Raw genomic sequence first — 21,768 nt, 5'->3', positions numbered from 1 at the left:
GGCTCAGCACTCGATCACATTCACGGCGAGTCCCCCGCGGGAGGTCTCCTTGTACTTGGTCTTCATGTCCGCTCCTGTCTCTCGCATGGTTTTGATGGCTTTGTCCAGCGATACCTTGTGCCGGCCGTCGCCGTGGAGGCACAGGCGGGCGGCGTTGATGGCTTTGACGCTGGCGATCGCGTTGCGTTCGATGCAGGGGATCTGCACCAGCCCGCCGACGGGGTCGCAGGTCAGGCCGAGGTTGTGTTCGATCCCGACTTCGGCGGCATTTTCCACTTGTTCCGGGGTTCCGCCCAGTACTTCGCACAGCCCCGCCGCGGCCATGGAGCAGGCCGATCCGACTTCACCCTGGCAGCCGACCTCCGCCCCGGATATCGAGGCGTTGATCTTGAACAGGATCCCGACGGCGGCCGCCGTCAGGAGGAAGCGGACGACGCCGTCGTCGTCGGCTCCCGGAACAAACTTGACGTAATAGTGCAGCACGGCGGGGACAATGCCGGCCGCGCCGTTGGTAGGGGCGGTGACGATGCGCCCGCCCGCGGCGTTTTCCTCGTTGACGGCCAGGGCGAACAGGTTCACCCATTCCATCGCGAGCAGCGGGTCGGCGGGCACCTGGTCCAGGGAGGGGGCACGGTCCCCGGCGCTGGCAGCGGTGGCCGACAGCGTGCGGAACAGGGCCGGGGCGCGGCGTGTGACGTTTAGCCCGCCGGGCAGGATGCCCTCGGCCGCGCAGCCGTTGTCCACGCACTGGCGCATGACCGCCCACAGTGCCAGGAGCCGTTCCCGGAGTTCGGCCTCGCTGCGCCAGACCAGTTCATTGGCGAGCATCACGTCGGAGATGGACATGTGCTCGCGGCGGCAGATCTCCAGAAGTTCATTCGCCGTGGTGAACGGGTAGGGCAGCGCTGTGTCGTCCGCGACCACCTGGTCCACGCCCTGGGCGTTGCCGTCAACAACGAAGCCGCCCCCAACTGAATAGAAGCTCCGTTCGCTGAGGACAGTCCCGGAGTGGTCCAGTGCCCGGAAGGTCATGCCGTTCGGATGAGCGGGGAGGGACTTGCGGCGGTGCAGCACCACGTCCTCGTCCCAGTTGAAGTCCACGCGGTGATCCCCGCCGATCCGGAGTTCGGCATCCAGTGCCGCAGCCGCCACCTGGTCATCGGCGGTGCCGGTATCCACGGTCTCGGGGCTGTGGCCCTGAAGGCCCAGGACCACGGCCTTGTCCGATCCGTGGCCCCGGCCGGTGGCCCCCAGGGAACCAAACAGTTCGGCCTGTACCCGTGTGGTTGCGCTCAGCCGCCCGTCACTTCTGAGTCCGTCGGCGAAGCGTTTTGCCGCGCGCATCGGGCCGACCGTGTGGGAGGAGGACGGCCCGATGCCAACAGAAAACAGGTCCAGGACGCTGAGCGCCATCAGGGGACCTCGGGGGTCTCAAATTCGCGCATGGCGTCGAGAAGCCAGCGGCCCAGGAACTCCGCAAAGGAGGCCCGCGGGAAGATGCGGTACGTCTCTTCCGCGGTCTTCCACAGAATGGCCGGGATGCCGCCGATTTCCGTGGACAGCGCCGTTCCGGCCTTGAAGACGCGGGGGTGCAGGTCCAGCGAGCACCCCTTCTCCAGGACGGCCCGTGCCCGCGGACCGGTGAGTTCGAGCGTGGTGCGGTTGGCGGAGAGATCGACCACCTGGCCGGCACCGTCCCCCAGGGCTGCGATGAGCGTCCGGGGGAGTTCGCCGCCCACGCTTTCGTGGGATTCCGCGGGTGCCACGAGCAGGAATTCTGCCGGGCCCAGCCACAGCACCGCGGTGTCGCCGCTGCTGCGGACTTCCCCGGACGCGGAGGGCAGGCCTCCCGTAAGGGCACCCAGCCGCTCCCCGGCGTCACCGGCAGGATCGACCCGCAACCCCGCCATGGTCAGGAACGGCACCTCGCGCAGCTCCACGGTGCCCGCCACGGATCCAGCTTCAAAAGCTGCGGCCAGAAGCGACGCCGGGCTCTGCCGGAGGGCCAGGATCTTCTTGGAATTTTCGAGTGCTGCTGTGTCAGCCATCTTTGCGGGTCCCTTCAGAGTCAAAAAGTACGGTTTCTGCAACAACCACGTCAACCAGTAGGTCACCGGCGGCGGCCACGAGGGTTTCGCCGATGCGGTTGCGGCCGTTCTTGATCAGGGCCAGGGCAAACGACCTGCCCAGTGCGGCGCTGTGGTAGCTCGAGGTCACGAATCCCTGCATGGGGACAGGGCCGTAGGCGGGGTTGACGATGATGCCCTGTTCCACCAGCTGGGTGCCTTCGGGAAGCCGGATGGTGCCGTCCACGGGGAGGACGCTGACCAGGTGCTTCCGGTCCGTGCGGGCGGCGTCCTTGCGGGTGTAGGAACGCTTGCCGATGAAGTCCTTGGCCTTGGAGACAACCCACTCCATCCCGGCGTCCTGCGGGGTAACGGTCCCGTCGGTGTCCTGGCCGACGATCGGGTAGCCCTTCTCCGCACGCAGGACGTGCATGGTCTCGGTGCCGTACGGGGTGATGTTGAATTCCGCCCCGGCCGCTGCCACGGCTTCCCAGGTGTTCATCCCGTACCAGGCCGGCACATTGATCTCGTAGGCCAGTTCGCCGGAGAAGGAGATCCGGCAGACCCTGGCCTGGACGCCGGAGGCCAGGGTGGTCTCGCGGAACGTCATGAACGGGAAGGCCTCGGCGTCGAGCCCGCCGTCGGCCGCCAGTTCCGGGGCCAGCTTGGCCACGACGTCGCGGGACTTCGGTCCGACGACGGCGATGGTGGACCACTGTTCTGTGACGGAGGTGCAGTGCACGTCCAGGTCGGGCCATTCGGTCTGCAGCCATTCCTCCAGCCAGTCGAGGACCTTGGCGGCACCGCCGGTGGTGGTCGTCATGAAGTACCGGTCCTCGTCGAGGCGGAGGGTGACGCCGTCGTCGAAGATCATGCCGTCCGGCGTGCACATCACGCCATAGCGGGCGGAACCCGGGGCGAGCTTCTTGAACGCGTTCGTGTAGATGCGGTTCAGGAACTCGCCGGCGTCCTTGCCCCGGATTTCGATCTTGCCCAGGGTGGTGGCGTCCATGAAGCCCACGGATTCCCGGACGGCGGCGCATTCGCGGAGGACCGCGGCGTCCATGTCCTCGCCCGCCTGCGGGTAGTACCAGGGGCGCTTCCACTGGCCGACGTCCTCGAACAGGGCACCCTGGGCGACATGCCACGGGTGGATCGAGGTGAGCCGGGCCGGGTCAAACAGTTCGTTGCGCTGGCGTCCGGCCAGGGCCGCGAAGGCCACCGGGGTGAAGGGGGCGCGGTACGCGGTGGTGCCGATCTCCCCGATGCCCCGGGACGCTTCGCCCGCCTGGCGGAGTGCAGCGGCGATGACGCCGATCGCGTTCACCCCGGAGGTCTTGCCCTGGTCGTTGGCGGTGCTGATCGAGGTGTAGCGCTTGACGTGTTCCACCGAGCGCATGCCGGCGCCGGTGGAACGGAGCACGTCGGCCACGGACTGGTCGCGCTGGAAGTCGACGAAATGGTAGTGCCAGTCGTCCGGTCCGCCTTCCTGCCCGGGGACCAGCCAGAGCTGGCGCGTCGGGGCGGACGCTTTAGGCTCAGCCAGGACGGACGATCCGCCCGAGTTTTCAGGCTCGAAGCCGGCGGCGCTGGCCGCCGCTGCCCCGGCGGAGATGCCCTCGGTGACGCAGTCTGCGAGCTCGAAGCTGCCCCGGCCCGCACCGGCCACCTGCTGGTTGGGAACCACGCTGCTGGGAACGAACGCCGCCAGCTCATCGTCCCAGCGGATCTTGCCCTGGCGCTGGGAGTGCAGGTGCACCACGGGAGACCAGCCGCCCGAGACGGCAAGCAGGTCGCAGGCGAGCTGTTCGACGCCGGAGGTGAGTTCGCCGGCGTCGTCGATGCTCCGGACGGTGACGGCGGTCAGCCGGCCGCCGTCGGACAGATCAGCGGTGGTGTCGGCGACGGCGCTGCCGATCAGCACCCGGGTGCCGGTTGCGGCCGCTGCGGCTGCCTTTCCGCTCAGCTGCGGGCGGGCGTCGACGACGGCCTCGACCCGGATGCCCGCGGCCCGGAGGTCGGCTGCCAGTGCGTAGGCGCTGTCGTTGGTGGTGCTGATGACCACGCGCGAACCGGGGGCCACGGCGTAGCGGTTGACGTAGCTGCGGACTGCGGAGGCGAGCATGATGCCGGGGCGGTCGTTGTTTTCGAACACCAGCGGGCGTTCGTGGGCGCCGGGCGCCAGGATGACCTGGGCGGCGCGGATGTGCCAGATCCGCTGGCGGGACACGCCGGGGGCGGCCGGGGTCAGGAGGTGGTCCGTCCGGTTCTGGGCCGCGATGACGTAGTTGGAGTCGTAGGAGCCGAAGGCCGACGTGCGGTTCAGGACCGTGCACTCGGCAGCGGAGATCAGTTCGGCTTCGACGTTGGAAACCCAGTCCAGGGCGGGGGCCCCTTCAATGGTCTCCGCGAGGGCCGGATCGGTGGATCCGGCCAGCAGCGAGCCGCCGAGCTCGGGCTGGTCGTCAATGAGAATGACGCGGGCGCCGCTGCGGACGGCTTCGCGGGCTGCGGCCAGGCCGGCCGGCCCGCCGCCGACCACGAGGACGTCGGTGTGGACGTACTTCTTGTCGTACTCGGCGCGGTCCTCGGCCGGGTCCAGCTTTCCCAGCCCGTTGAGGTACTCGGCGCTGAGGCCGTCCACCAGGGTGACGGTGGTGGCGGGGAGCATGGACTCGGCCACGTGGCCCGGGAACCGGGGGGCGATCTTGACCAGGGCGTTGGATTCCTCGACGCCGGCGGACATGATGCCGCGGGGCCGGTCCTCGTACAGCGAGTTGCCGGCGGCGAGCTGGCCGTTCGCGAGCAGGGCGGAGGCGAGGGTGTCGCCGGGGTGGCCGGTGAATTCACGGCCGTCCATGGTAAAGCGCCAGGTGACGCTGCGGTCGATGCGTCCGCCGGTGCTGAGGCGCGCGGGCTGCGGCTGAGCGGTCATTTGCTTGCTCCTTCCGGGGAGACGGGGCTGGGAAGTGTGGGGGCGGTGGTTCCCGTGGTGGGCCGAAGCTGGCCCATCGGGTACACGGCCTGGATGTCGTAGGTGACGGTGTCGCGGAGCATGTTGAACCACTGGCGGCAGCTGGTGCTGTGGAGCCAGCGTTCGGCGAAGGCGCCCTTGGTGTTGTCGCGGTAGAACAGGTACTCGGCCCATTCGCGGTCGGTGAGGTCCGCCGGGTTTTCGGGGTAGGCGATGTGGGCCTGGCCGCCGTAGTGGAATTCGGTCTCGTCCCGGGGGCCGCAGTTGGGGCAGGGGATCAGGAGCATGTCCGTACCTCTTTCTAGTGGGCCACGGCAGCGGCGCCGTGTTCATCGATCAGGGCGCCGGTTTCGAAGCGCTCGAGGGCAAAGGGCTTGTTGAGGGCGTGCGGGGTGCCGGTGGCGATGGTGTGCGCGAACGTCAGCCCGGCCGCCGGGGTGCCCTTGAAGCCGCCGGTGCCCCAGCCGCAGTTCACGAACATGTTGTCCACCGGAGTGGTGCCCACGATGGGGGAGGCGTCGAGGGTGGTGTCCACGATCCCGCCCCAGGTCCGGAGCACATGGGCGCGGGCGAAGATCGGGAAGAGTTCGACGGCGGCCGCCATCTGGTGCTCGATCACGTGGAAGGAGCCGCGCTGGCCGTAGCCGTTGTAGGAGTCGACGCCGGCGCCCATGACCAGCTCGCCCTTGTGCGCCTGGGAGACGTAGACGTGGACGTGGTTGGACATGACCACGGTCGGGTGGACGGGCTCGTGCAGTTCGGACACGAGTGCCTGCAGCGGGTGGGACTGGATGGGAAGCCGGAACCCGGCCATTTCGGCGAGGACCGAGCTGTGCCCGGCAGCGCAAAGCCCGACCTTTTCGGTGTGGATGGTGCCCTGGTTGGTCTTGACGCCGGTGACGCGGTTGCCGTCTTTGACGAAGCCGGTGACTTCGCAGTTCTGGATGATGTCCACGCCGAGCTCATCGCATTTGCGGGCGAAGGCCCACGCGACATGGTCGTGCTTGGCGATGCCGGCGCGCGGTTGGTACGTGGCCCCCATGACCGGGTAACGGATGTTGTCGTTGATGTTCAGGATGGGGCAGAGTTCCTTGACCTGCTGCGGGTCCAGCCACTCGGCGTCGACGCCGTTGAGCTTGTTGGCTCCGACCCGGCGGACGCTTTCGCGGACGTCGCCCAGGGTGTGGGCGAGGTTCATCACGCCGCGCTGGCTGAAGAGGAAGTCGTACTCGAGCTCCTCCGGGAGGATCTCCCAGAGTTTCAGGGCGTGCTCGTAGATCGCCGCGCTCTCGTCCCAGAGGTAGTTGGAGCGGATGATCGTGGTGTTCCGGGCCATGTTGCCGCCGGCGAGCCAGCCCTTTTCCAAGACGGCGATGTTGGTCATCCCGTGGTTCTTGGCCAGGTAGTAGGCGGTGGCGAGGCCATGCCCGCCGCCGCCCACAATCACGGCGTCGTAGGAGGACTTGGGCTCCGGGTTCCGCCAGAGGAATTCCGGGTGCTCCGGAAGCTGTTCCGTGCTCATCGTGCTGCTCCAATCAGTTCTGCCTCAAGAGCGGGTGCCGCCGTCTTGTCGCCAAGGTGCGGGTAGAGGGGGAATTTGTCCGCCAGGGTGCTGACGCGCCCGCGGAGGCCGGCTGCGGTTTCGTCGCTGAGTTCGTTGTCGACGGCCGGCGAAGTGAGGGCGCAGGCGATGATGTCCGCCACCTCCGCGAATTCGGTGGCGCCGAAGCCGCGCGTGGCCAGGGCCGGGGTGCCGATCCGGAGCCCGGACGAGACCATGGGCGGGCGGGGGTCGAACGGAACGGCGTTGCGGTTGACCGTGATGCCGATCTGGTGCAGCCGGTCTTCGGCCTGCTGCCCGTCCAGTTCCGAGTGCCGCAGGTCCACCAGGACCAGGTGGACATCGGTGCCGCCGTTGACCACCGTGATCCCGGCGGCGTCGACGTCGTCCTTCAGGAGCCGGGATGCGAGAAGTCGGGCACCTTCGAGGGTGCGTTCCTGGCGTTCCTTGAACCCAGCCGAGGCCGCGATCTTGAAGGCCACGGCCTTGGCCGCGATGACGTGCTCCAGCGGGCCGCCCTGTTGGCCGGGGAAGACGGCGCTGTTGATTTTGCGCGCATATTCCTCCTTGCTCAGGATCACCCCGCCGCGCGGGCCGCCGAGCGTCTTGTGCGTGGTGGTCGTGACGACGTCGGCAAAGGGCACCGGGTTAGGGTGCAGCCCGGCGGCCACCAGGCCGGCGAAGTGCGCCATGTCCACCATCAGGTAGGCGCCCACGAGATCGGCGATCCGGCGGAACTCGGCAAAGTCCAGCTGCCGGGAGTAGGCCGACCAGCCTGCCACGATCATTTTGGGCCGGTGCTCGAGGGCCAGGGCCTCGACTTCGGCCATATCAACCAGGTGGTTGTGCTCGCTGACGTGGTACGGGACCACGTTGTAGAGCTTGCCGGAGAAGTTGATGCGCATGCCGTGGGTGAGGTGTCCGCCGTGTGCCAGCGAGAGTCCCATGATGGTGTCGCCCGGTTCCAGCAGGGCAAACATGGCGGCGGCGTTCGCCTGGGCGCCGGAGTGCGGCTGCACGTTCGCGGCTTCCGCGCCGAACAGGGCCTTCACCCGGTCGATGGCGAGCTGTTCGATCACGTCGACGTGCTCGCAGCCGCCGTAGTAGCGCTTGCCCGGGTAGCCTTCGGCGTATTTGTTCGTCAGGACCGAGCCCTGCGCCTCCATGACCGCGGCGGGGGCGAAATTCTCGGAGGCGATCATCTCGAGGGTGGACTGCTGACGTTCCAGTTCAAGGTCAATGGCGCGTGCGACGTCGGCGTCGACGCTGGCCAAGGGTTGGTTCAGGGTGCCCGTCATGGCGGCCTCTTTCGGTTCAAGGAAACTTCTAGACGAATGCAACAGTGTTGCGTTGGATGCAACTCTAGGTGGACAACAATGTTGCGTCAATCACTTTCTTCATTGCGACGGGGATTGGGCTTGCTCCAGAGAACTCGGATGAATAAGCCTTGACTGTGTCGCTGGTCACGCATAGCCTGTTGCAACAGCGTTGCTCTGAATGCAACTGCTTGGAGTTCTCATTGAAGAAAGGCAACACACCATGACCAGCACGCAAATCGAAGCCGCCAACGACGTCACCAAGCTGGAGCGCCTCAAGGTCCTGAACAACGGCAAGAAGGTCAGCCTCACGTTCTCCGATACCGAGTTTGAGCGCCGGCTTTCAGGGCTGCGCCGCATCATGGCGGAGAAGAGCCTGGACGCCGTCGTCCTGACCAGCTACCACTCCATCAAGTACTACTCCGACTTCCTCTTCACCTCGTTTGGCCGCTCCTACGCCATGGTGGTCACCAAGGACGACACCGTGACCGTCACGGCCAATATCGACGCCGGCATGCCGTGGCGCCGGAGCTACGGCGACAACGTGATCTACACGGACTGGCGCCGGGACAACTACATCTTTGCCATCCAGGAGGCGCTCCGCACCCGCGGCATCAACCCCCGCCGGCTCGGCGTCGAGGACGATTCCCTGCCGCTGGACAACCGCAACAAGATCCAGGCAGCCTTTGAATCCGCCACCTTGGTCGACGTCGCGCAGGCGGCCATGCGCCAGCGGATGATCAAGTCGGCTGAAGAGATCGAGGTCATTAAGCACGGTGCCCGCATCGGCGACCTCGGCGGCGAGGCCATCCGCAACGCGATCACAGCCGGGATCACCGAATACGAGGTCGCCCTGATCGGCACCGAAGCCATGGTCCACGAGATCGCCCGGACCTTCCCGGATTCGGAAATCCGTGACACCTGGGTGTGGTTCCAGTCCGGCATCAACACCGACGGCGCCCACAACTGGGCCACCACGCGGAAGATCCAGGAACACGACATCCTGTCGCTGAACTGCTTCCCCATGACCTCCGGCTACTACACGGCACTTGAGCGCACCCTGTTCTACGGCGAACCCGACGCCCGCTCCCTGGAGCTGTGGAACATCAACGTGGAGGTCCACAAGCGCGGTCTCGAGCTCATCAAGCCGGGAGCCGTCTGCAAGGACATCGCCGCCGAACTCAACGAGATCTACGTGGGCCACGGACTGCTCGCCAACCGGACGTTCGGCTACGGACACTCCTTCGGCGTGCTGAGCCACTACTATGGCCGTGAAGCCGGACTGGAACTTCGCGAGGACATCGACACCGTGCTGGAACCGGGCATGGTCGTCTCGATGGAACCGATGATCACGGTCCTCGACGGCCAGCCCGGCGCCGGCGGCTACCGCGAGCACGACATCCTTGTGGTCGGTGAGGACGGGGCCGAGAACATCACCAAGTTCCCCTTCGGCCCGGAATACAACATCGTGGGCGCTTGACCAGCCCCTGATCCGCAAAGAAGCGGCGCCACGTCCACCGTGGCGCCGCTTTTCGGCCTCTGTACGGAATGATGGAACAACCATGAGCCAAGAAGAACCCCCGGAGATCAACGGAAGCGGCGACACCAAGGGCACATCCGTCATCGTCAACGCCATCGCCGTGCTGAGGTCATTCACCGCCGATGAGCCGCTGCTCGGTGTCACGGAGATCGCCAATCGGGTCGGGCTGCACAAAAGCACCGTTTCCAGGATCCTCGCCACCTTCGAGCAGGAACGCCTGGTGGAACGCGACCCGGAAACGCGCCGTTACCGCCTCGGCCTGGGGCTGATCGCGATTGCCGGTCCGCTGCTGGCCGAACTCGAGGAACGGCGGGTGGCCTACCCGGTGCTGCGTGAACTCACCGAGCAAACCGGCGAGACCAGTGCGCTCATGGTGTGGAACGGTGCAGAATCCATGTGCGTGGAACAGATCGCCAGCCACCACCAGATCAAGCACACCACCCCGCTGGGAGCCCGGTACCAGGACGCCATGAGCGCGTCCGTCCAGGTCTTCCTGTCCGCCGAACCCGCCGAACGGGTCCGTGCCCTGCTCCGCAGCGGAACCATCACCCATCCGGGGCTGGATGATGCCAGCCTCGACGGGTACCAGATTAAGCTCGACGACGCAGCGAGCCGGGGCTGGGCCATCAACTACGGTGAATCATCCATCGACGAAGTCGGCGTGGCCGCCCCCGTCTTCGACCACCGCGGCGACATCGTGGCCGCCGTCCTCATCCCGGCCCCCCGGTTCCGCGTTTCCCGCGAACGGCTGCAAAGCCTGGGCGAGGCGTGCGCCGCTGCTGCGCGCCTTGTCACCACACGTCTGGGCGGCCGACCGCCCGGGGGCCCGGAGCAAGCAGGCCAAAGCTAGGACCCGGGCAGCCGGGCAACTCAGACGAGCCGGGCGAGGCCGGCGGCCAAATGCAGGGCCGCCAGCCGCCCCGTTTCCCGGGGGTCGCCGCCGCAGAGCTCGAAGATCCGCCGCAGCCGCTGGTGCATCGACTGGCGTTCCAGATGCAGCTCCCTCGCGGCCTGGGCGGTGTTGCAACCGCAATCCAGCCATGCGGCCAGAGTGTCGAGCAGCCGCGAATTGCGTTGGGCATCATGATCCAGCAGCGGCCCCAGCTGCTGGCGCACGAAATTCCGGCGCTGATACGGGTCCAGGGACTGAATGGCGAGACGTTCCACGGCAAACGCCTCCGCGTCGATGACGGGAGGGTGCGCGCCACCGACTTCGGAACGGAACTGCTCCCGGGCGGCCGCCAATTCCAGCGTGAGCTTGGCTTCGGACAGCGACCAGGGAGCGTCCGAAACGCCCGCCACCAGGGGACCCACCGCCGCGAGCGTCCTGGCCAGGGCCGGTACCTCCAGCAGGCCGGCCAGAAGCTTTTGCCGGTTCTCTGCCGGAGTATCTCCGCCAAGACCTGCCACCGCGAGAAGCTCGGCGTTGTCGACGTAAGTGGCGTGGGAAGGCGCCGCCCGGGCCAGCAACTGCTCAACCGACGTCCGCAACTGTTGGGACGTATCCGACCGGACCACCAGGGCCACCAGCGGTTCGGCGGCCGGAATGCCGGCGGCTGATGCCAACTGCTGAAGCCGCCACGGCTGGCTACCGGAATCAATGGCGCGGATCAGGGCAGCTCCCGCAACCTCCCGGAGCCCGGGCGACATCCGCTGCAACATCGCCAGGGCCAGGATGTCCACCGAGCGCTTCCCTGCAGTGCGGGCCAAATTCTCATCCTCGTGCGCCGGGACCCGCAGCATGAGCTGGGCCGCAAGGATCCCGCGGACCGGCACGTCAATCTGGATCAGACGGGCATGCTCCTGGCCGACGGGAACTGAGCCGGCAATTTCGTCGTCGTCGGTCCCGGCCGTCCCCGCCGTCGCGCTGGCCAGGGTTGCGCCCGTAAGGGACGCCAGGGTCACCTCGGCGTTGATGATGCCGGCGAGCACAGCGAGAATCCGGTCCAGACTGCCACCGTGGGCCAGCTCAACGGCCATTGCATGGCTCGCCTCGTCCGCCCGCCGCAACTGGGAAACCGACTCGCTGACCAGTGTCGAATTGATGGCCTGCATCACGCCAACGAAGGGCACGACCTTGCGGAGCTCGATCAGCGGGAGGCCGGCTGCCTCAGCGGCCGACACCATGGCGGACGGGAGCGAGGGGAGGGCGATTCCGGTCTCGATGGCCAGGGCGGCCACGCCCCGCTCGGCCAGCTGGCGGATGTAGATGACTTGCCGTTCCTCACCAGCGCGGGCAAGGGCCTCCCCTCCCGTCAACAGAAGCTCCCCGCCGTCGAGCAAGGGGGCGATGTCCAGGATCTCGCTGGAGTGGATCCAGCGGAGCTGGGTTCTGGCCGCCGTTCCGGCCGCCGCCCTGACGATGGGATCAGCGACCGAGAGGGTCGGATGATCGAGCACATCCTGAAGACGTATGGACATGACACTCCGTCGCGTTTGCTGAACATTAACTAGACACATTCTATATAGGTGGATGTGGTGCACGCCACTTAACCTTGAAGTACCCCCAAAACTCTCACGGAGGCCCCAATGCGTGAAAATTCCCCAGCGGTTCCCGCCGGTCCAGTGGTCAATGAGGACCACATAGACCACGAAGCTTGGCTCCAGCCCATTCCGGAATCCCAGCGAACCCGGAAAGTCTCCGGTCAGTTCTGGATCTGGGCCGGCGCCAACCTTGCCCCGATCAACTGGGTGCTCGGCGCCCTCGGCATCCACCTCGGCCTAGGATTCTCAGACACAGTCATTGTGCTGGTTTTGGGGAACCTGATCGGCATGCTGCTCTTTGGCTGCTTTGTCCTCCTCGGCCAGAAAACCGGGGCCACCGGCATGGTGCTGGCCCGGGCTGCCTTCGGCCGGCAGGGGAACTACCTCCCGGCCGCCATTCAGGCACTGCTGGTCATCGGCTGGTGCGCGGTCAACACGTGGATCATCCTGGACCTGGTCATGGCACTGTTCGGCACCCTCGGCTGGGTGGACCCCACCGCCCACAACTATGCCTGGAAGATCGGCGTCGCCACGGCCATCATGGCAGCGCAGGTCGCCATCGCGTGGTTCGGCTACAAGGCCATCGCGGCATTCGAGAAGTGGACGGTCCCGCCGACCATCATCATCCTCGCTGTGATGTCCGTCGTCGCCTGGTTCGGCATGAAGATCAACTGGTCTTACGCCGGCCCGGCTGGCAACATCCTCGAAGGCTCGGAGCGGATCGCCGCCATGAGCGCCGTCATGACCGCCATCGGTATCGGCTGGGGCATCACCTGGTTCACCTACGCCGCCGACTACTCCCGCTTCGTCAGCACCGAAGTCCCCAAGCGCAAGCTCTACCTGGCCTCCGTGTTGGGGCAGTTCATCCCCGTCGTCTGGCTCGGAATCCTGGGCGCCAGCCTGGCCACCAACAGCGGCGAGATCGACCCCGGCAAGCTAATTGTGCAGAACTTCGGCGTCATGGCACTCCCGGTGCTGCTCATGGTCCTGCACGGCCCCATCGCCACCAACATCCTTAATATCTACACTTTCTCCGTAGCCACTCAGGCGCTGGACATCACCATCAGCCGCCGCAAGCTCAACCTGTTCGTCGGAGTCTTCTCCCTCGCCGCCGTCGTCTTCTTCATCTTCCAAGAGGACTTCGCCGCCGTACTGGATGCCTGGCTGATCGGACTCGTGGCGTGGGTGGCGGCCTGGGGCGGCGTCATGCTGGTGCACTACTTCTGGATTGAGAAGCGCTGGCCCAGCGACCCGGTCCGGCTGTTCGACGCCGTCGGCACCAAGCGCCTTCCGGGCGTGAACCCCGCCGGCATCGCATCCCTGCTCATCGGAATCTTCGCCACCTGGCTGTTTATGTACGGCCTGGTACCGGCAATGCAGGGACCCATCGCCGTCGCCCTGGGCGGCTGGGACCTGTCCTGGCTCGCCGGCGGCCTGACCAGCGCCGCAGCCTATGCGCTGATGGGGCCGCGTTTCCACCGGAAGTTCCTGCAGGTGCCAGGCGCCGGCGAGGCCACCCCGGTTTCCGCTCAGCCCTCCGATTTCGATCTCTCCACCACCACCACCACCGCCCCTGCCGGCCTTTGACCGGGAGTTCACCCCACTGGTGCCGATAACGTCACCAGATTCCCCGTCGGCACGGCCCACAACATCACCAGCGCCCGACACCCGGTGGCGGCGGCCGCCGCCACCGGGACGGAACATAACGAGGAGCACCACGAGCATGGACAAGTCAGTATTTCTGGAGGACCTGGATGCCTTTGCCTACCGCGAAGCCTTGGTATCCGGGGAGGCGATCGTTCTCATTCCCGTCGGGTCCCTGGAGCAGCACGGCCCTCACCTTCCGCTGGGAACGGACACCATCTTGTCCTCCCACTTCGCGGAAGGAGTCGCCCGGCGGCTGGGTGCAATGGTTGCCCAGCCGATCGCCTACGGGTACAAGTCGCAGCAGAAGTCCGGCGGCGGCAACCACCTCCCGGGTACTGTCAGCCTGGATGGTGCCACCCTCATCGGCGTGGCGCGCAACCTGGTCAAGTCCTTCCTCAACCAGGGCGTCCGGCACGTGGTCTTCATCAACGGCCACTTCGAGAACTACCAGTTCCTGTACGAGGGAATCGACCTGGCCCTGGATGAGCTTGGGATTCGGCCCGGGGCTAAGCAGAGTGTGCTGCTGTTGTCGTATTGGGACTTTGTCAGCCAGGACACGCTGACCCAGGTCTACCCCGACGGCTTCCCGGGCTGGGACATCGAGCACGGCGGGGTCCTGGAAACCTCGCTCATGCTCCACCTCGAACCGGCCCGGGTTGCCATAGACCGCCTGATCGACGGTCCTGCCGCGGTCCTGCCGCGCTTCGACAGGCTGCCGGTAGTGCCGGAGCGGACACCCGCCACCGGGTGCCTGTCGTCGGCCGCGGGCTCCAGCGCTGCCAAGGGCGGGTTGCTGTTCGGGCAGGTGGTCGAAGATCTGGCCGTCGACCTCGTACGCGAACTGGTCCGCGAACCAGCACCCGCAGGTGTTCCGGTGTAGGGCCTGACGATCCACAGGGCAGCGCGATTCACACAGTAGATACGGTGCCGCGGGGAGACTTCCCCGCGGCACCTTTGCTGTCGCGGTGCTGTGCAATCGAATACCGGGGGCGTCGGCCAAAACCAGCCAAACTGCGCTCCTGCCCGGTTACTTCGCTGCGGCACAGCCCGACACCGGCGTGTCCCGGGGAAAACGCGGGATTCCGGGGCTGTGGCGGCCGGCAACTGGGCAGGAGCGCGGTCCGGTGGGACGGCCACATGGAAGTCGGGGATCCAGCGCCGACGGTTCCCTCCGGCGCGACAGCCTGAGCGACGCGCGTCGTGCGCCGCGGTGCGGAAGATGCCCACCGACACCCGAAGCCGGCCGGGTCAGGAATTTTGCGCGTCGCAGAACAGGATGAACGCCGCGCGTCAGTCGTTTTTCGTCCAGCGCTTCGGCCACTTAACGTTCATCAGGAGCAACCCGAGCAACAGCGCGTCGACTGTGATGATTGCCGCCAACAGGTAGGCCCAGCCGACCATCATGGGGTGCCAGCCGCCCGGCGGCCGGAACTGCGCGTTCGTACCAGAATGCCCAAGGCGATCTCCTGACGTGGATCCCCCCAGTCACTCGATAGTCCACCAAGTGTGCCACCGCGCCGCCCCTGGGGGAACGGCGGCACTTTACAATTCAAGCTTTTCTCAGGTCGGCGCGCAGGTGACCCAAAGAGATGTGGACGCTGGAAGCCAAGACACACCGCGCCGCGCTGGTCTGCTAGAGACCGGCGGTCATCGTCGACGTCGGCCCCTCTGAGATTTTGACAACAAATCTTGCTCTAATCTGGGGGAGTGGCCAGCATTCGAGAAGCTCAAAAGCAGATGACCCGCCGATTGTTGCTCGAGAAGGGGCTGGAGCTTTTTGAGGAGAAGGGGTTCGCCGCCACGACGGTGGACGACATCGCTGCTGCCGTAGGCACCACCAGGGCCACGTTCTATGCCCATTTTCCGTCCAAAGCCGAGCTCATGCGGTCGCTGGTGGTGCGGTCCAACGAAATGCTGACCGAGGCCGACGTCCCGCCGCTGCACTCGGTGGTGGAATCCGGGGACCGCGAGCTGATTCGGGTCTGGCTCGCCCGGAAATTCGACCAGTGGGCCGAAATCCGCCCCTACGTTGTGGCGGCGCACCAGGCCGCGGCCAGTGAACCGGATATCCAGGCGGCGTTGGATCAGTGGTTCGACACGGCGATCGACGACATGCAGGCCGGCCTTGACCGGGCCGGGCGGTTCGACCCGGCCAGCCGCCGGGTGCGGTGTGCGCTGGCCTTCGGGGAATTGGAGTTCTTCTCCCGGCGCTGGATGCGGCTCGGCTGGACCGTTGACCGCGACGTTTCCCTGGATCTGATGGTCGACAACTGGTGCTTCCTGCTGGCTGAGTGATCCGGAGGCAGCTACCGGGATGCACCTCCGGCCGCGGCGTTCAGGCTGACCTGTACGCCGCGGCCCGAATGCGTCAGCCCGCCTGGCCGGCCGCCGCCTTGCGTGTGGTGAACGGCAGCACGAGCCGGGACTGGTGGGCGGCGTCGCGGTAGATCTTGTGGGTGACGGGCCGGCCCACCGGCAGGTGGAAGGCATCCGGTGGGAGCAGCGCGTTGTGCTCGTCGGCCAGCGGCTCGGCGTTCGACAGTTCCACCGTCAGGGTGTGGCCGGGCTTGAAGGTGTTGGCGAACGGGTAGAGGCGGAGCACGTACTCCTCGATCTGCCCGGGTTCGACCGGTACGGCACGGGTGTGCGGATGGAACGGATTGCCGTCGGTGGTCCGCCCGTCGAGCTCGCGGTGGGAGGCCTTGAGGTAGCCGCTGGTGATGAGCTGGCGCTTGCCGTTGGGCGCGTAGTCCCACAGGCGCAGGATGAAGTTGGTGTCCGGCTGGTCGATCTCGGCGAAGATGTGTGCGGCACCGGTGCCGATCATCTCCGTGTCCTCCTCGAAGGGAGGGGTGGACCAGCTGATGATTTCCACCTTGTCGGTCACCGTCAGCGGCGCCTGGTAGAAGCCGTCCGGGGCCGCGTATTCGGCGCCCATCAGCTCCGGCTCGGCGGACAGCTTGTGGCGCGGGCGCAGGTAGAGATTCGTGTACTCGACGTCCTTCGGCGGCCAGGCCGTCCCGGTCACCAGCTCGCGCGAGCCTTCCACAAAGACGCTGACGGCCGGTTCATCCATGACACCGTTGTCGATGCCCTTGATCCAGTAGTCGTACCACCGGAACATTTTGTCGTGCTCCTCGATGAAGGGGCGGGACTGCATCGGCGGGTAGGGGCCGATGTCCAGTTTCTTGGGGCCCTTCAGCGCGCCGAACAGCTCGATGGTGCCGTCCAGGGTCCAGCCACGGCCCTGGTCCAGCTGCAGCCACACCGGGATGTCGATGTTCGGGGCCAGCGTGATGGGGTTGCGCTCCTCGTACCAGTCGCCGTCGAGTTCGTTCATCACAATGTCGAACCAGGCTTCGTGGTTCTTGGGGTAGTTCAGGACGTGCACCAGGTTCGGCCAGGCGGCAACGTCCGGATCCTCCAGACGCTTCTGGACGAGCTCCGTCAGCTCCTCCGGGGGGTACTTCTCGATCATGCGGGACTTGACGCCGTCGGTGAAGGCCCAGCCGGAGTCGCCGCCGCGGCCCTCGCGGGCGGCCCGGGGCATAAACCACATGATGCCGCCGTGGTAGGTGGTCTCGTAGAAGTCGTAGTGGCCGCCGGAGACGAAGATCGCCTTCAGGTGCGGCGGGCGCTCGGCCGCGGCCAGCACCTGCATGGAGCCGAAGTAGGAGATGCCGACCATGCCGACGTTGCCGTCGCACCACGGCTGCTCGGCGACCCACTCGATGAAGTCGTACGCGTCCTGGCCCAGTGAGACGCCGCCGGCGTTGTAGTTGCCAATGTGTTCGCCGCCCGAGTGGCCGGAGCCGCGCAAGTCGCCGATGACGTGGACGTAGTCCTCCTTAACGATGCGGGCAATGTCACCGGCCTCGATGCAGCCGTCCCACATCGGGCTGGGGCGCCGCTGCGGCGGGGTGGTCAGGGCCAGCGCCTGCAGCTCCTTGCCGTACGGGCTCAGCGCCACCAGCGCCGGCCGCGGCTTGTCCTCAGTGCCCTGGTAGGCGTCCGCGGCGAGTTCGACGCCGTCGCGCATCGGGACGCGGAGGTCCTTGCGGACGGCAATTTTCTCTCCGCCGGCGTCGATTGTCTGGTACTCATTCATGATTGCGAAGGCTCCTCTGTTAGGACATCAGGTTGATCTGCGTGCGGTAGCCGTGCAGCGTCGTGAAGAACGGGGAGGGCTCCAGCGTGGGGTCGCCCGTGTAGCCGAGCTCCTCAGCCACGGAGGCGAACGGGGAGTAAACCGAGTCCGTCTCCTGCAGGCCCTCGTGCAGGTAGCGGCCGGCGGCGTCGCCGATCCGGGCCTCAAGGTCCAGGCTTTCCTGCAGGGCGTTCCGGGCCGTCTTCCGGTCCAGTTCGACGCCGGACGGCACGCCGTCCGCGCCTCTGTACGGGTGGCCGAGATACAGGTGCTGCGGGCGGACCTCGTCGCGCAGGTACTGCAGGCTCGCCCGGTAGGCGGCAGGATTCTCGTAGCCGGGGAAGCCGTTGGCGGCCCCGTGGATCTGGACGGCGTCGCCGACGAAGACCGACTGCTGCCCGTCCACGACGTAGGCCACGGAGCCGGCCGTATGGCCCGGGATGTGGTGCACGGAGACGGTGACGTCCCCGCCCAGGGACAGCGTCTCGCCGCCCTTGACCAGCATCGTCGGCTCCATCTCGCCCGAGATGACGTGGTCCGCCGCCTTCGTCTGCTCCTCGACGGCGTCCGGGTTGTTGAGGTACTGCTGGCGCACGTCCACGTACTGGTCGACGTGCGCGCGCCGGGAACGCAGCAGGTGCGCGTCGGCCTCATGGATCACGACCTTGGCGCGCCGGCCCGTGAGCTCCCAAAGCGCGTGCGCGCCGCCGAGGTGGTCGATGTGGCCGTGGGTCAGCAGGATCCAGCGCACATCCTCGATGCGCCGGCCCAGCTTCTCCAGCGCGGGGACCATGCCTTCAGCGGGAGACGAGGCGATCCCGGTGTCGACGATGGCCGGTTCGGGGGAGTCGATGAAGAAGCTGTACAGGCCGAACCGGCCCCACGGCGAAACCAGCGGATGTATACCGACGGACTCCGTCATTGCGCGGCCCCCGCGTTCAGGAATTCACCCGTCTCCTGGAAGGCCCGGTAGAACTCGGGGATCCAGGAGAAGTTCTGGACGAAGCCGTGGTTGGCTCCCTCGTAGCGGCTGACCGTTGTGTCCACGCCGGCGTCCGTGAGGCGCCGGCCGTAGAGTTCGCCCTCGTCGCGCAGCGGGTCGTGCTCGGCCGTGATCACCAGTGCGGGCGGCAGTCCTGCGAGGTCACCGCGCTTGAGGGGGGAGACGAGCGGATCTGCCGGATCCGCTCCGCTCTTGAAGTAGAACGAGTTGAACGGCAGCAGGCCCGCCGTCTCCAGACCATAGCCTTCAGCGTTCTCCCGCAGTGAGGCATAGCGGTCGACGTCGAAGTCCAGGTCCAGCGACGGGTAGAACAGGACCTGGTGCGTGATCGCAAAGAACCCGTCATCGTGGGCCTTCGCGGCGACTGCAGCGACGAAGTTGCCGCCCGAGCTGTCACCGGCAATGGCGAGGTTCTCCCCGTCCCACTTCAGGGCGGCACCCTGTTCGGCGGCCCAGCGGACCACGCCGTAGCAGTCGTCGAGCCCGGCCGGGAAAACCGACTCGGGGGCAAGACTGTAGCCGACGGAGATGACCTTGTGGCCGGTTTCCCTGGCCAGCGCCCGCGCCACGTGGTCATGGGTGTCCAGGCTGCCCAGGAAGAACGCGCCGCCGTGGAAGTAGACCAGCACCCCGTAGGTGTCGGCCTCGACCGGGGTGTAGATCCGCACGGGAACGTCGCCGGATGGCGTCGCCGCCGTCAGGTCCTCGACCGCGTGCAGCGGCAGCCGGTCCGCGAGCGGGGCGGCCTGGGCGGCCTCGCCGACGCGCATGGCCGCCGGATCCAGGGGCGACCCGTCAGGTGTCGGCAGAGTTGCCAGGATCTTGGCGATTTCGGGATGGATTGTCATGGCGTTACGCCTTCGCCGCGGCGGGCTGCTGGGACGAGGGCTTCTGACCCGGGAAGACGTCGTTGACCTCTTCTTCGGACCAGCCCTGGCGCGAGATGCGCTGCAGCTCGTCCGTGACCGGCTTGCGCGTCGCCTGGAACCGGGCCAGCGCCTCCTTCACCGAGCCGGCCATGGCCAGCGCATCGGCCAGCGCTCCCGCGTCCTCGATGGCGGAATTCGCGCCTTGCCCCTGGTGGTGCAGCATGGAGTGGGCCGCATCGCCCATGAGGACCACCGAGTCCGTGTGCCAGGTGTCAACAGGATCGATGTCGTAGACCGCGCGGATGTTGACAGTGTCCATGTCCAGGCCGCGGGCGATCCCAACGATCCGCTCGTCGAAACCTTCCACAGTCTTCAGGAGCTCTTCCTTGGTGATCGCGGGCGCCCAGGTGCCGTCAGGGTTCAGGGCGGTGATGTCGAAGGACATCTGGTTGCGGTGGCGCAGCGGCAGGAGATAGACCTTCGTGCCCCTGCCCATGTACATCCTCAGGTTGTCGTCAACCACCATGCCGTGGGCGTCGTCGGCGGAGATCACCACGCGGTAGGCGTGCTCGCCGGAGAACACCGGGCCCTTGTCGCTGAACAGCTGCTCGCGCACCACGGACTTGATGCCGTCGGCACCGACCACCAGGTCGGCCTCGACGGTCTCGCCGTTGGCAAAGGTCAGAACGGAGTGGCCGCCCTTGTCCTCGATGGTCTCCAGCCTGTGGCCAAGCTGCACCATGCCCTCGGGCAGGACGCTAAGAAGGGCCTCGATGAAGTCGCGGCGGTGGATGAGGTAGGTCTGCTTCTCGTCGCCGGACTCCGGCCAGGTGTCCTTCATGATCGGGTCCCCGGTGGCCGTGAGGATCTCGAAGTAGTCACTCGCCGAGCTCACCTTGGCGATCGCGTCGTAGATCCCCCACTGCCGGAACCGGGCCATGGTGGCGGGGCGCAGGCCGATGCCGGCGCCGACCTCTCCCATCTGGGGAGCCTGCTCATAGACCTTGACGTCTGCACCGAGCAGGCTCAGGGCCTTGGCTGCCGCAGCGCCGCCGTAACCTGCGCCGATGACGGCGATCTTGAGGTTCTTGATTTCTGAAGCCTTCATGGATTCATCTCTTTCTTGGCTTTGACTTGGCCCGGGCCAAGTCTGGGGAACGGGTAAGTGGTGGTGGCCTGACCGGGGTCAGGCGCTGAGTGAGAGGAAGTCGGCGGGATTGTCCTCGAGCAGGAGTTTGATTGTGGCGTCGTCGATGCCGGCCGAGCGCATGTCGGGGATCATGTCCTCGAAGATGTAGTTGATGGTGTGGCCCTTTACTCCCGGCCAGCCCAGCGGGCTGCAGTTTGCGTCGGCCGAGACGAGGAGCTTGTCCGCGTAGCCCTTGTTGACGAGGTTGACGAAGTGCCCCATGCGTTCGGCGCGCTTGCGGCCCCAGAACGGCGGATCGGGCAGTTCGAGGTCGTAGCCGAAGGTGTCGAAGCCGATGCGGCCGCCCTGCTCGTAAATCCAGTCGTGCGGGGTGATCGGGGCGTTGAGGCCGTCGTCGGCGTGGCCGAAGAGCACGCGGTCCAGCGAGAGGCCCTCTTCATTGAAGATGTTCACTGCCGGTTCGGGGTCGATCGCCAGGTGGGTGAGGATCGGTGCGCCGGTGACGACGGCGGCGCGGGCCGCGGCCCGGTAGATGCGCTTGTCCAGGTCCGTCATGCGTCCGCCGCGGCTCACGCCGACCTTGATGACGCCGGCCTTGGCGCCGGTGTTGCCGATGCCGACGGTGATCTCGTGAATGAACACTTTTGCGAGGTAGTCCACGGTTGCGCGGGAAAAATGCGGCAGGGCGGTGTCGCCGCCGACGAATCCGGTGCAGGCCACAATGTGCACGCCTGTCTTGGCGGACAGGGACTTGTAGTAGTCCACGTCGCGGCCGTTGCAGATGCCCGTGGCGTCCACGAAGGTCCCGCCGCCGTATTCGCGGAATTTCCGCAGCTTCGGCACGGTCTCCTCATAGGCCTGCTCGGGGGTCTTCCACCACGTGGTGTCGAGTTCGGATCCGGGCATGCCGTAGCCGATGTGTTCGTGGACCGCCACGATTTCCAGTTCTTCGGCCGGGATGGTTCCCAGCACGGTGTTGACCTTGGTCATTTCGTTCATTCACCTCAGGGG

At 66.6% G+C, this 21,768-nt stretch carries 17 protein-coding genes; 5 read left to right on the top strand and 12 right to left on the bottom strand.

From position 1 onward, the window contains the following. Nucleotides 1-3 precede the first annotated feature (3 nt). From AC1DC5_RS04850 to glyA, 6 genes are read right to left on the bottom strand one after another with little or no spacing between them, the layout of a single operon-like run. Entirely contained in the window at nucleotides 4-1,413 is a 1,410-nt protein-coding gene (locus tag AC1DC5_RS04850; protein WP_476864394.1) for an L-serine ammonia-lyase, read from the bottom strand. Next, nucleotides 1,413-2,048: a sarcosine oxidase subunit gamma gene (locus tag AC1DC5_RS04845; protein ID WP_476864393.1), complete on the bottom strand. Its 636-nt coding sequence runs from the start codon at nucleotides 2,046-2,048 to the stop codon at nucleotides 1,413-1,415. The genes AC1DC5_RS04850 and AC1DC5_RS04845 overlap by 1 nt, the downstream gene beginning before the upstream one ends. After that, nucleotides 2,041-5,001 (bottom strand): 2Fe-2S iron-sulfur cluster-binding protein, encoded by a 2,961-nt coding sequence (locus tag AC1DC5_RS04840; protein ID WP_476864392.1) that lies wholly within the window; start codon nucleotides 4,999-5,001, stop codon nucleotides 2,041-2,043. Before AC1DC5_RS04840 ends, AC1DC5_RS04845 begins: the two co-directional genes overlap by 8 nt. Beyond that, complete coding sequence (locus AC1DC5_RS04835; protein ID WP_476864391.1) at nucleotides 4,998-5,327, bottom strand: sarcosine oxidase subunit delta; 330 nt, start codon at nucleotides 5,325-5,327, stop codon at nucleotides 4,998-5,000. Before AC1DC5_RS04835 ends, AC1DC5_RS04840 begins: the two co-directional genes overlap by 4 nt. A gap of 14 nt (nucleotides 5,328-5,341) precedes the next feature. Next, entirely contained in the window at nucleotides 5,342-6,562 is a 1,221-nt protein-coding gene (locus tag AC1DC5_RS04830; protein WP_476864390.1) for a sarcosine oxidase subunit beta family protein, read from the bottom strand. Continuing rightward, on the bottom strand, nucleotides 6,559-7,899 hold the full coding sequence (gene glyA / locus AC1DC5_RS04825) for a serine hydroxymethyltransferase (protein ID WP_476864389.1): 1,341 nt from the start codon (nucleotides 7,897-7,899) through the stop codon (nucleotides 6,559-6,561). Before glyA ends, AC1DC5_RS04830 begins: the two co-directional genes overlap by 4 nt. Before the next feature lie 241 nt (nucleotides 7,900-8,140). On the opposite strand from glyA, the gene AC1DC5_RS04820 reads away from it, so the two are divergent. Both AC1DC5_RS04820 and AC1DC5_RS04815 read left to right on the top strand, forming a co-directional pair. Next, nucleotides 8,141-9,397 (top strand): aminopeptidase P family protein, encoded by a 1,257-nt coding sequence (locus AC1DC5_RS04820; RefSeq protein WP_476864388.1) that lies wholly within the window; start codon nucleotides 8,141-8,143, stop codon nucleotides 9,395-9,397. A gap of 82 nt (nucleotides 9,398-9,479) precedes the next feature. After that, nucleotides 9,480-10,307: an IclR family transcriptional regulator gene (locus tag AC1DC5_RS04815; RefSeq protein WP_476864387.1), complete on the top strand. Its 828-nt coding sequence runs from the start codon at nucleotides 9,480-9,482 to the stop codon at nucleotides 10,305-10,307. A gap of 20 nt (nucleotides 10,308-10,327) precedes the next feature. On the opposite strand, the gene AC1DC5_RS04810 is transcribed toward AC1DC5_RS04815, so the two are convergent. Beyond that, a complete protein-coding gene (locus tag AC1DC5_RS04810; RefSeq protein ID WP_476864386.1) occupies nucleotides 10,328-11,878 on the bottom strand; it encodes a PucR family transcriptional regulator in 1,551 nt (516 codons plus the stop codon). A gap of 108 nt (nucleotides 11,879-11,986) precedes the next feature. Here AC1DC5_RS04810 and AC1DC5_RS04805 point away from each other — a divergent pair, with 108 nt between their 5' ends. From AC1DC5_RS04805 to AC1DC5_RS04795, 3 genes are all read left to right on the top strand, one after another. After that, nucleotides 11,987-13,528 carry a purine-cytosine permease family protein gene (locus tag AC1DC5_RS04805; protein WP_476864385.1) on the top strand — a complete coding sequence of 514 codons (1,542 nt, stop codon included), beginning with the start codon at nucleotides 11,987-11,989 and terminating at the stop codon, nucleotides 13,526-13,528. 136 nt (nucleotides 13,529-13,664) lie between these two features. Continuing rightward, nucleotides 13,665-14,468, top strand: coding sequence for a creatininase (locus AC1DC5_RS04800; protein ID WP_476864384.1), 804 nt, complete (start codon nucleotides 13,665-13,667; stop codon nucleotides 14,466-14,468). Between the two features lie 827 nt (nucleotides 14,469-15,295). Then, nucleotides 15,296-15,883, top strand: coding sequence for a TetR/AcrR family transcriptional regulator (locus AC1DC5_RS04795; RefSeq protein ID WP_476864383.1), 588 nt, complete (start codon nucleotides 15,296-15,298; stop codon nucleotides 15,881-15,883). 73 nt (nucleotides 15,884-15,956) lie between these two features. On the opposite strand, the gene AC1DC5_RS04790 is transcribed toward AC1DC5_RS04795, so the two are convergent. The 5 genes from AC1DC5_RS04790 to AC1DC5_RS04770 all read right to left on the bottom strand — a co-directional run bounded on the left by AC1DC5_RS04790 (nucleotide 15,957) and on the right by AC1DC5_RS04770 (nucleotide 21,756). After that, complete coding sequence (locus AC1DC5_RS04790) at nucleotides 15,957-17,696, bottom strand: CocE/NonD family hydrolase (protein WP_476864382.1); 1,740 nt, start codon at nucleotides 17,694-17,696, stop codon at nucleotides 15,957-15,959. 19 nt (nucleotides 17,697-17,715) lie between these two features. Then, nucleotides 17,716-18,657 (bottom strand): MBL fold metallo-hydrolase, encoded by a 942-nt coding sequence (locus tag AC1DC5_RS04785; protein ID WP_476864381.1) that lies wholly within the window; start codon nucleotides 18,655-18,657, stop codon nucleotides 17,716-17,718. After that, nucleotides 18,654-19,586 (bottom strand): alpha/beta hydrolase, encoded by a 933-nt coding sequence (locus AC1DC5_RS04780; RefSeq protein WP_476864380.1) that lies wholly within the window; start codon nucleotides 19,584-19,586, stop codon nucleotides 18,654-18,656. The genes AC1DC5_RS04785 and AC1DC5_RS04780 overlap by 4 nt, the downstream gene beginning before the upstream one ends. Nucleotides 19,587-19,590: 4 nt before the next feature. After that, nucleotides 19,591-20,715 carry an FAD-dependent monooxygenase gene (locus tag AC1DC5_RS04775; RefSeq protein WP_476864379.1) on the bottom strand — a complete coding sequence of 375 codons (1,125 nt, stop codon included), beginning with the start codon at nucleotides 20,713-20,715 and terminating at the stop codon, nucleotides 19,591-19,593. 78 nt (nucleotides 20,716-20,793) lie between these two features. Then, nucleotides 20,794-21,756 carry a phosphotriesterase family protein gene (locus AC1DC5_RS04770; protein ID WP_441404842.1) on the bottom strand — a complete coding sequence of 321 codons (963 nt, stop codon included), beginning with the start codon at nucleotides 21,754-21,756 and terminating at the stop codon, nucleotides 20,794-20,796. Nucleotides 21,757-21,768 lie beyond the last annotated feature (12 nt).

Source organism: Arthrobacter sp. 10L424 (genome assembly GCF_056395325.1).
The sequence above is the reverse complement of the archived record's forward strand: the minus strand, read 5'-3'. Positions and strand labels throughout refer to the sequence as shown.

Coding starts and splice junctions, on each gene's coding strand:
- AC1DC5_RS04850 (WP_476864394.1), bottom strand. CDS start 1,413: ATGGCGCTCAGCGTCCTGGACCTGTTTTCTGTTGGCATCGGGCCGTCC.
- AC1DC5_RS04845 (WP_476864393.1), bottom strand. CDS start 2,048: ATGGCTGACACAGCAGCACTCGAAAATTCCAAGAAGATCCTGGCCCTC.
- AC1DC5_RS04840 (WP_476864392.1), bottom strand. CDS start 5,001: ATGACCGCTCAGCCGCAGCCCGCGCGCCTCAGCACCGGCGGACGCATC.
- AC1DC5_RS04835 (WP_476864391.1), bottom strand. CDS start 5,327: ATGCTCCTGATCCCCTGCCCCAACTGCGGCCCCCGGGACGAGACCGAA.
- AC1DC5_RS04830 (WP_476864390.1), bottom strand. CDS start 6,562: ATGAGCACGGAACAGCTTCCGGAGCACCCGGAATTCCTCTGGCGGAAC.
- glyA (WP_476864389.1), bottom strand. CDS start 7,899: ATGACGGGCACCCTGAACCAACCCTTGGCCAGCGTCGACGCCGACGTC.
- AC1DC5_RS04820 (WP_476864388.1), top strand. CDS start 8,141: ATGACCAGCACGCAAATCGAAGCCGCCAACGACGTCACCAAGCTGGAG.
- AC1DC5_RS04815 (WP_476864387.1), top strand. CDS start 9,480: ATGAGCCAAGAAGAACCCCCGGAGATCAACGGAAGCGGCGACACCAAG.
- AC1DC5_RS04810 (WP_476864386.1), bottom strand. CDS start 11,878: ATGTCCATACGTCTTCAGGATGTGCTCGATCATCCGACCCTCTCGGTC.
- AC1DC5_RS04805 (WP_476864385.1), top strand. CDS start 11,987: ATGCGTGAAAATTCCCCAGCGGTTCCCGCCGGTCCAGTGGTCAATGAG.
- AC1DC5_RS04800 (WP_476864384.1), top strand. CDS start 13,665: ATGGACAAGTCAGTATTTCTGGAGGACCTGGATGCCTTTGCCTACCGC.
- AC1DC5_RS04790 (WP_476864382.1), bottom strand. CDS start 17,696: ATGAATGAGTACCAGACAATCGACGCCGGCGGAGAGAAAATTGCCGTC.
- AC1DC5_RS04785 (WP_476864381.1), bottom strand. CDS start 18,657: ATGACGGAGTCCGTCGGTATACATCCGCTGGTTTCGCCGTGGGGCCGG.
- AC1DC5_RS04780 (WP_476864380.1), bottom strand. CDS start 19,586: ATGACAATCCATCCCGAAATCGCCAAGATCCTGGCAACTCTGCCGACA.
- AC1DC5_RS04775 (WP_476864379.1), bottom strand. CDS start 20,715: ATGAAGGCTTCAGAAATCAAGAACCTCAAGATCGCCGTCATCGGCGCA.
- AC1DC5_RS04770 (WP_441404842.1), bottom strand. CDS start 21,756: ATGAACGAAATGACCAAGGTCAACACCGTGCTGGGAACCATCCCGGCC.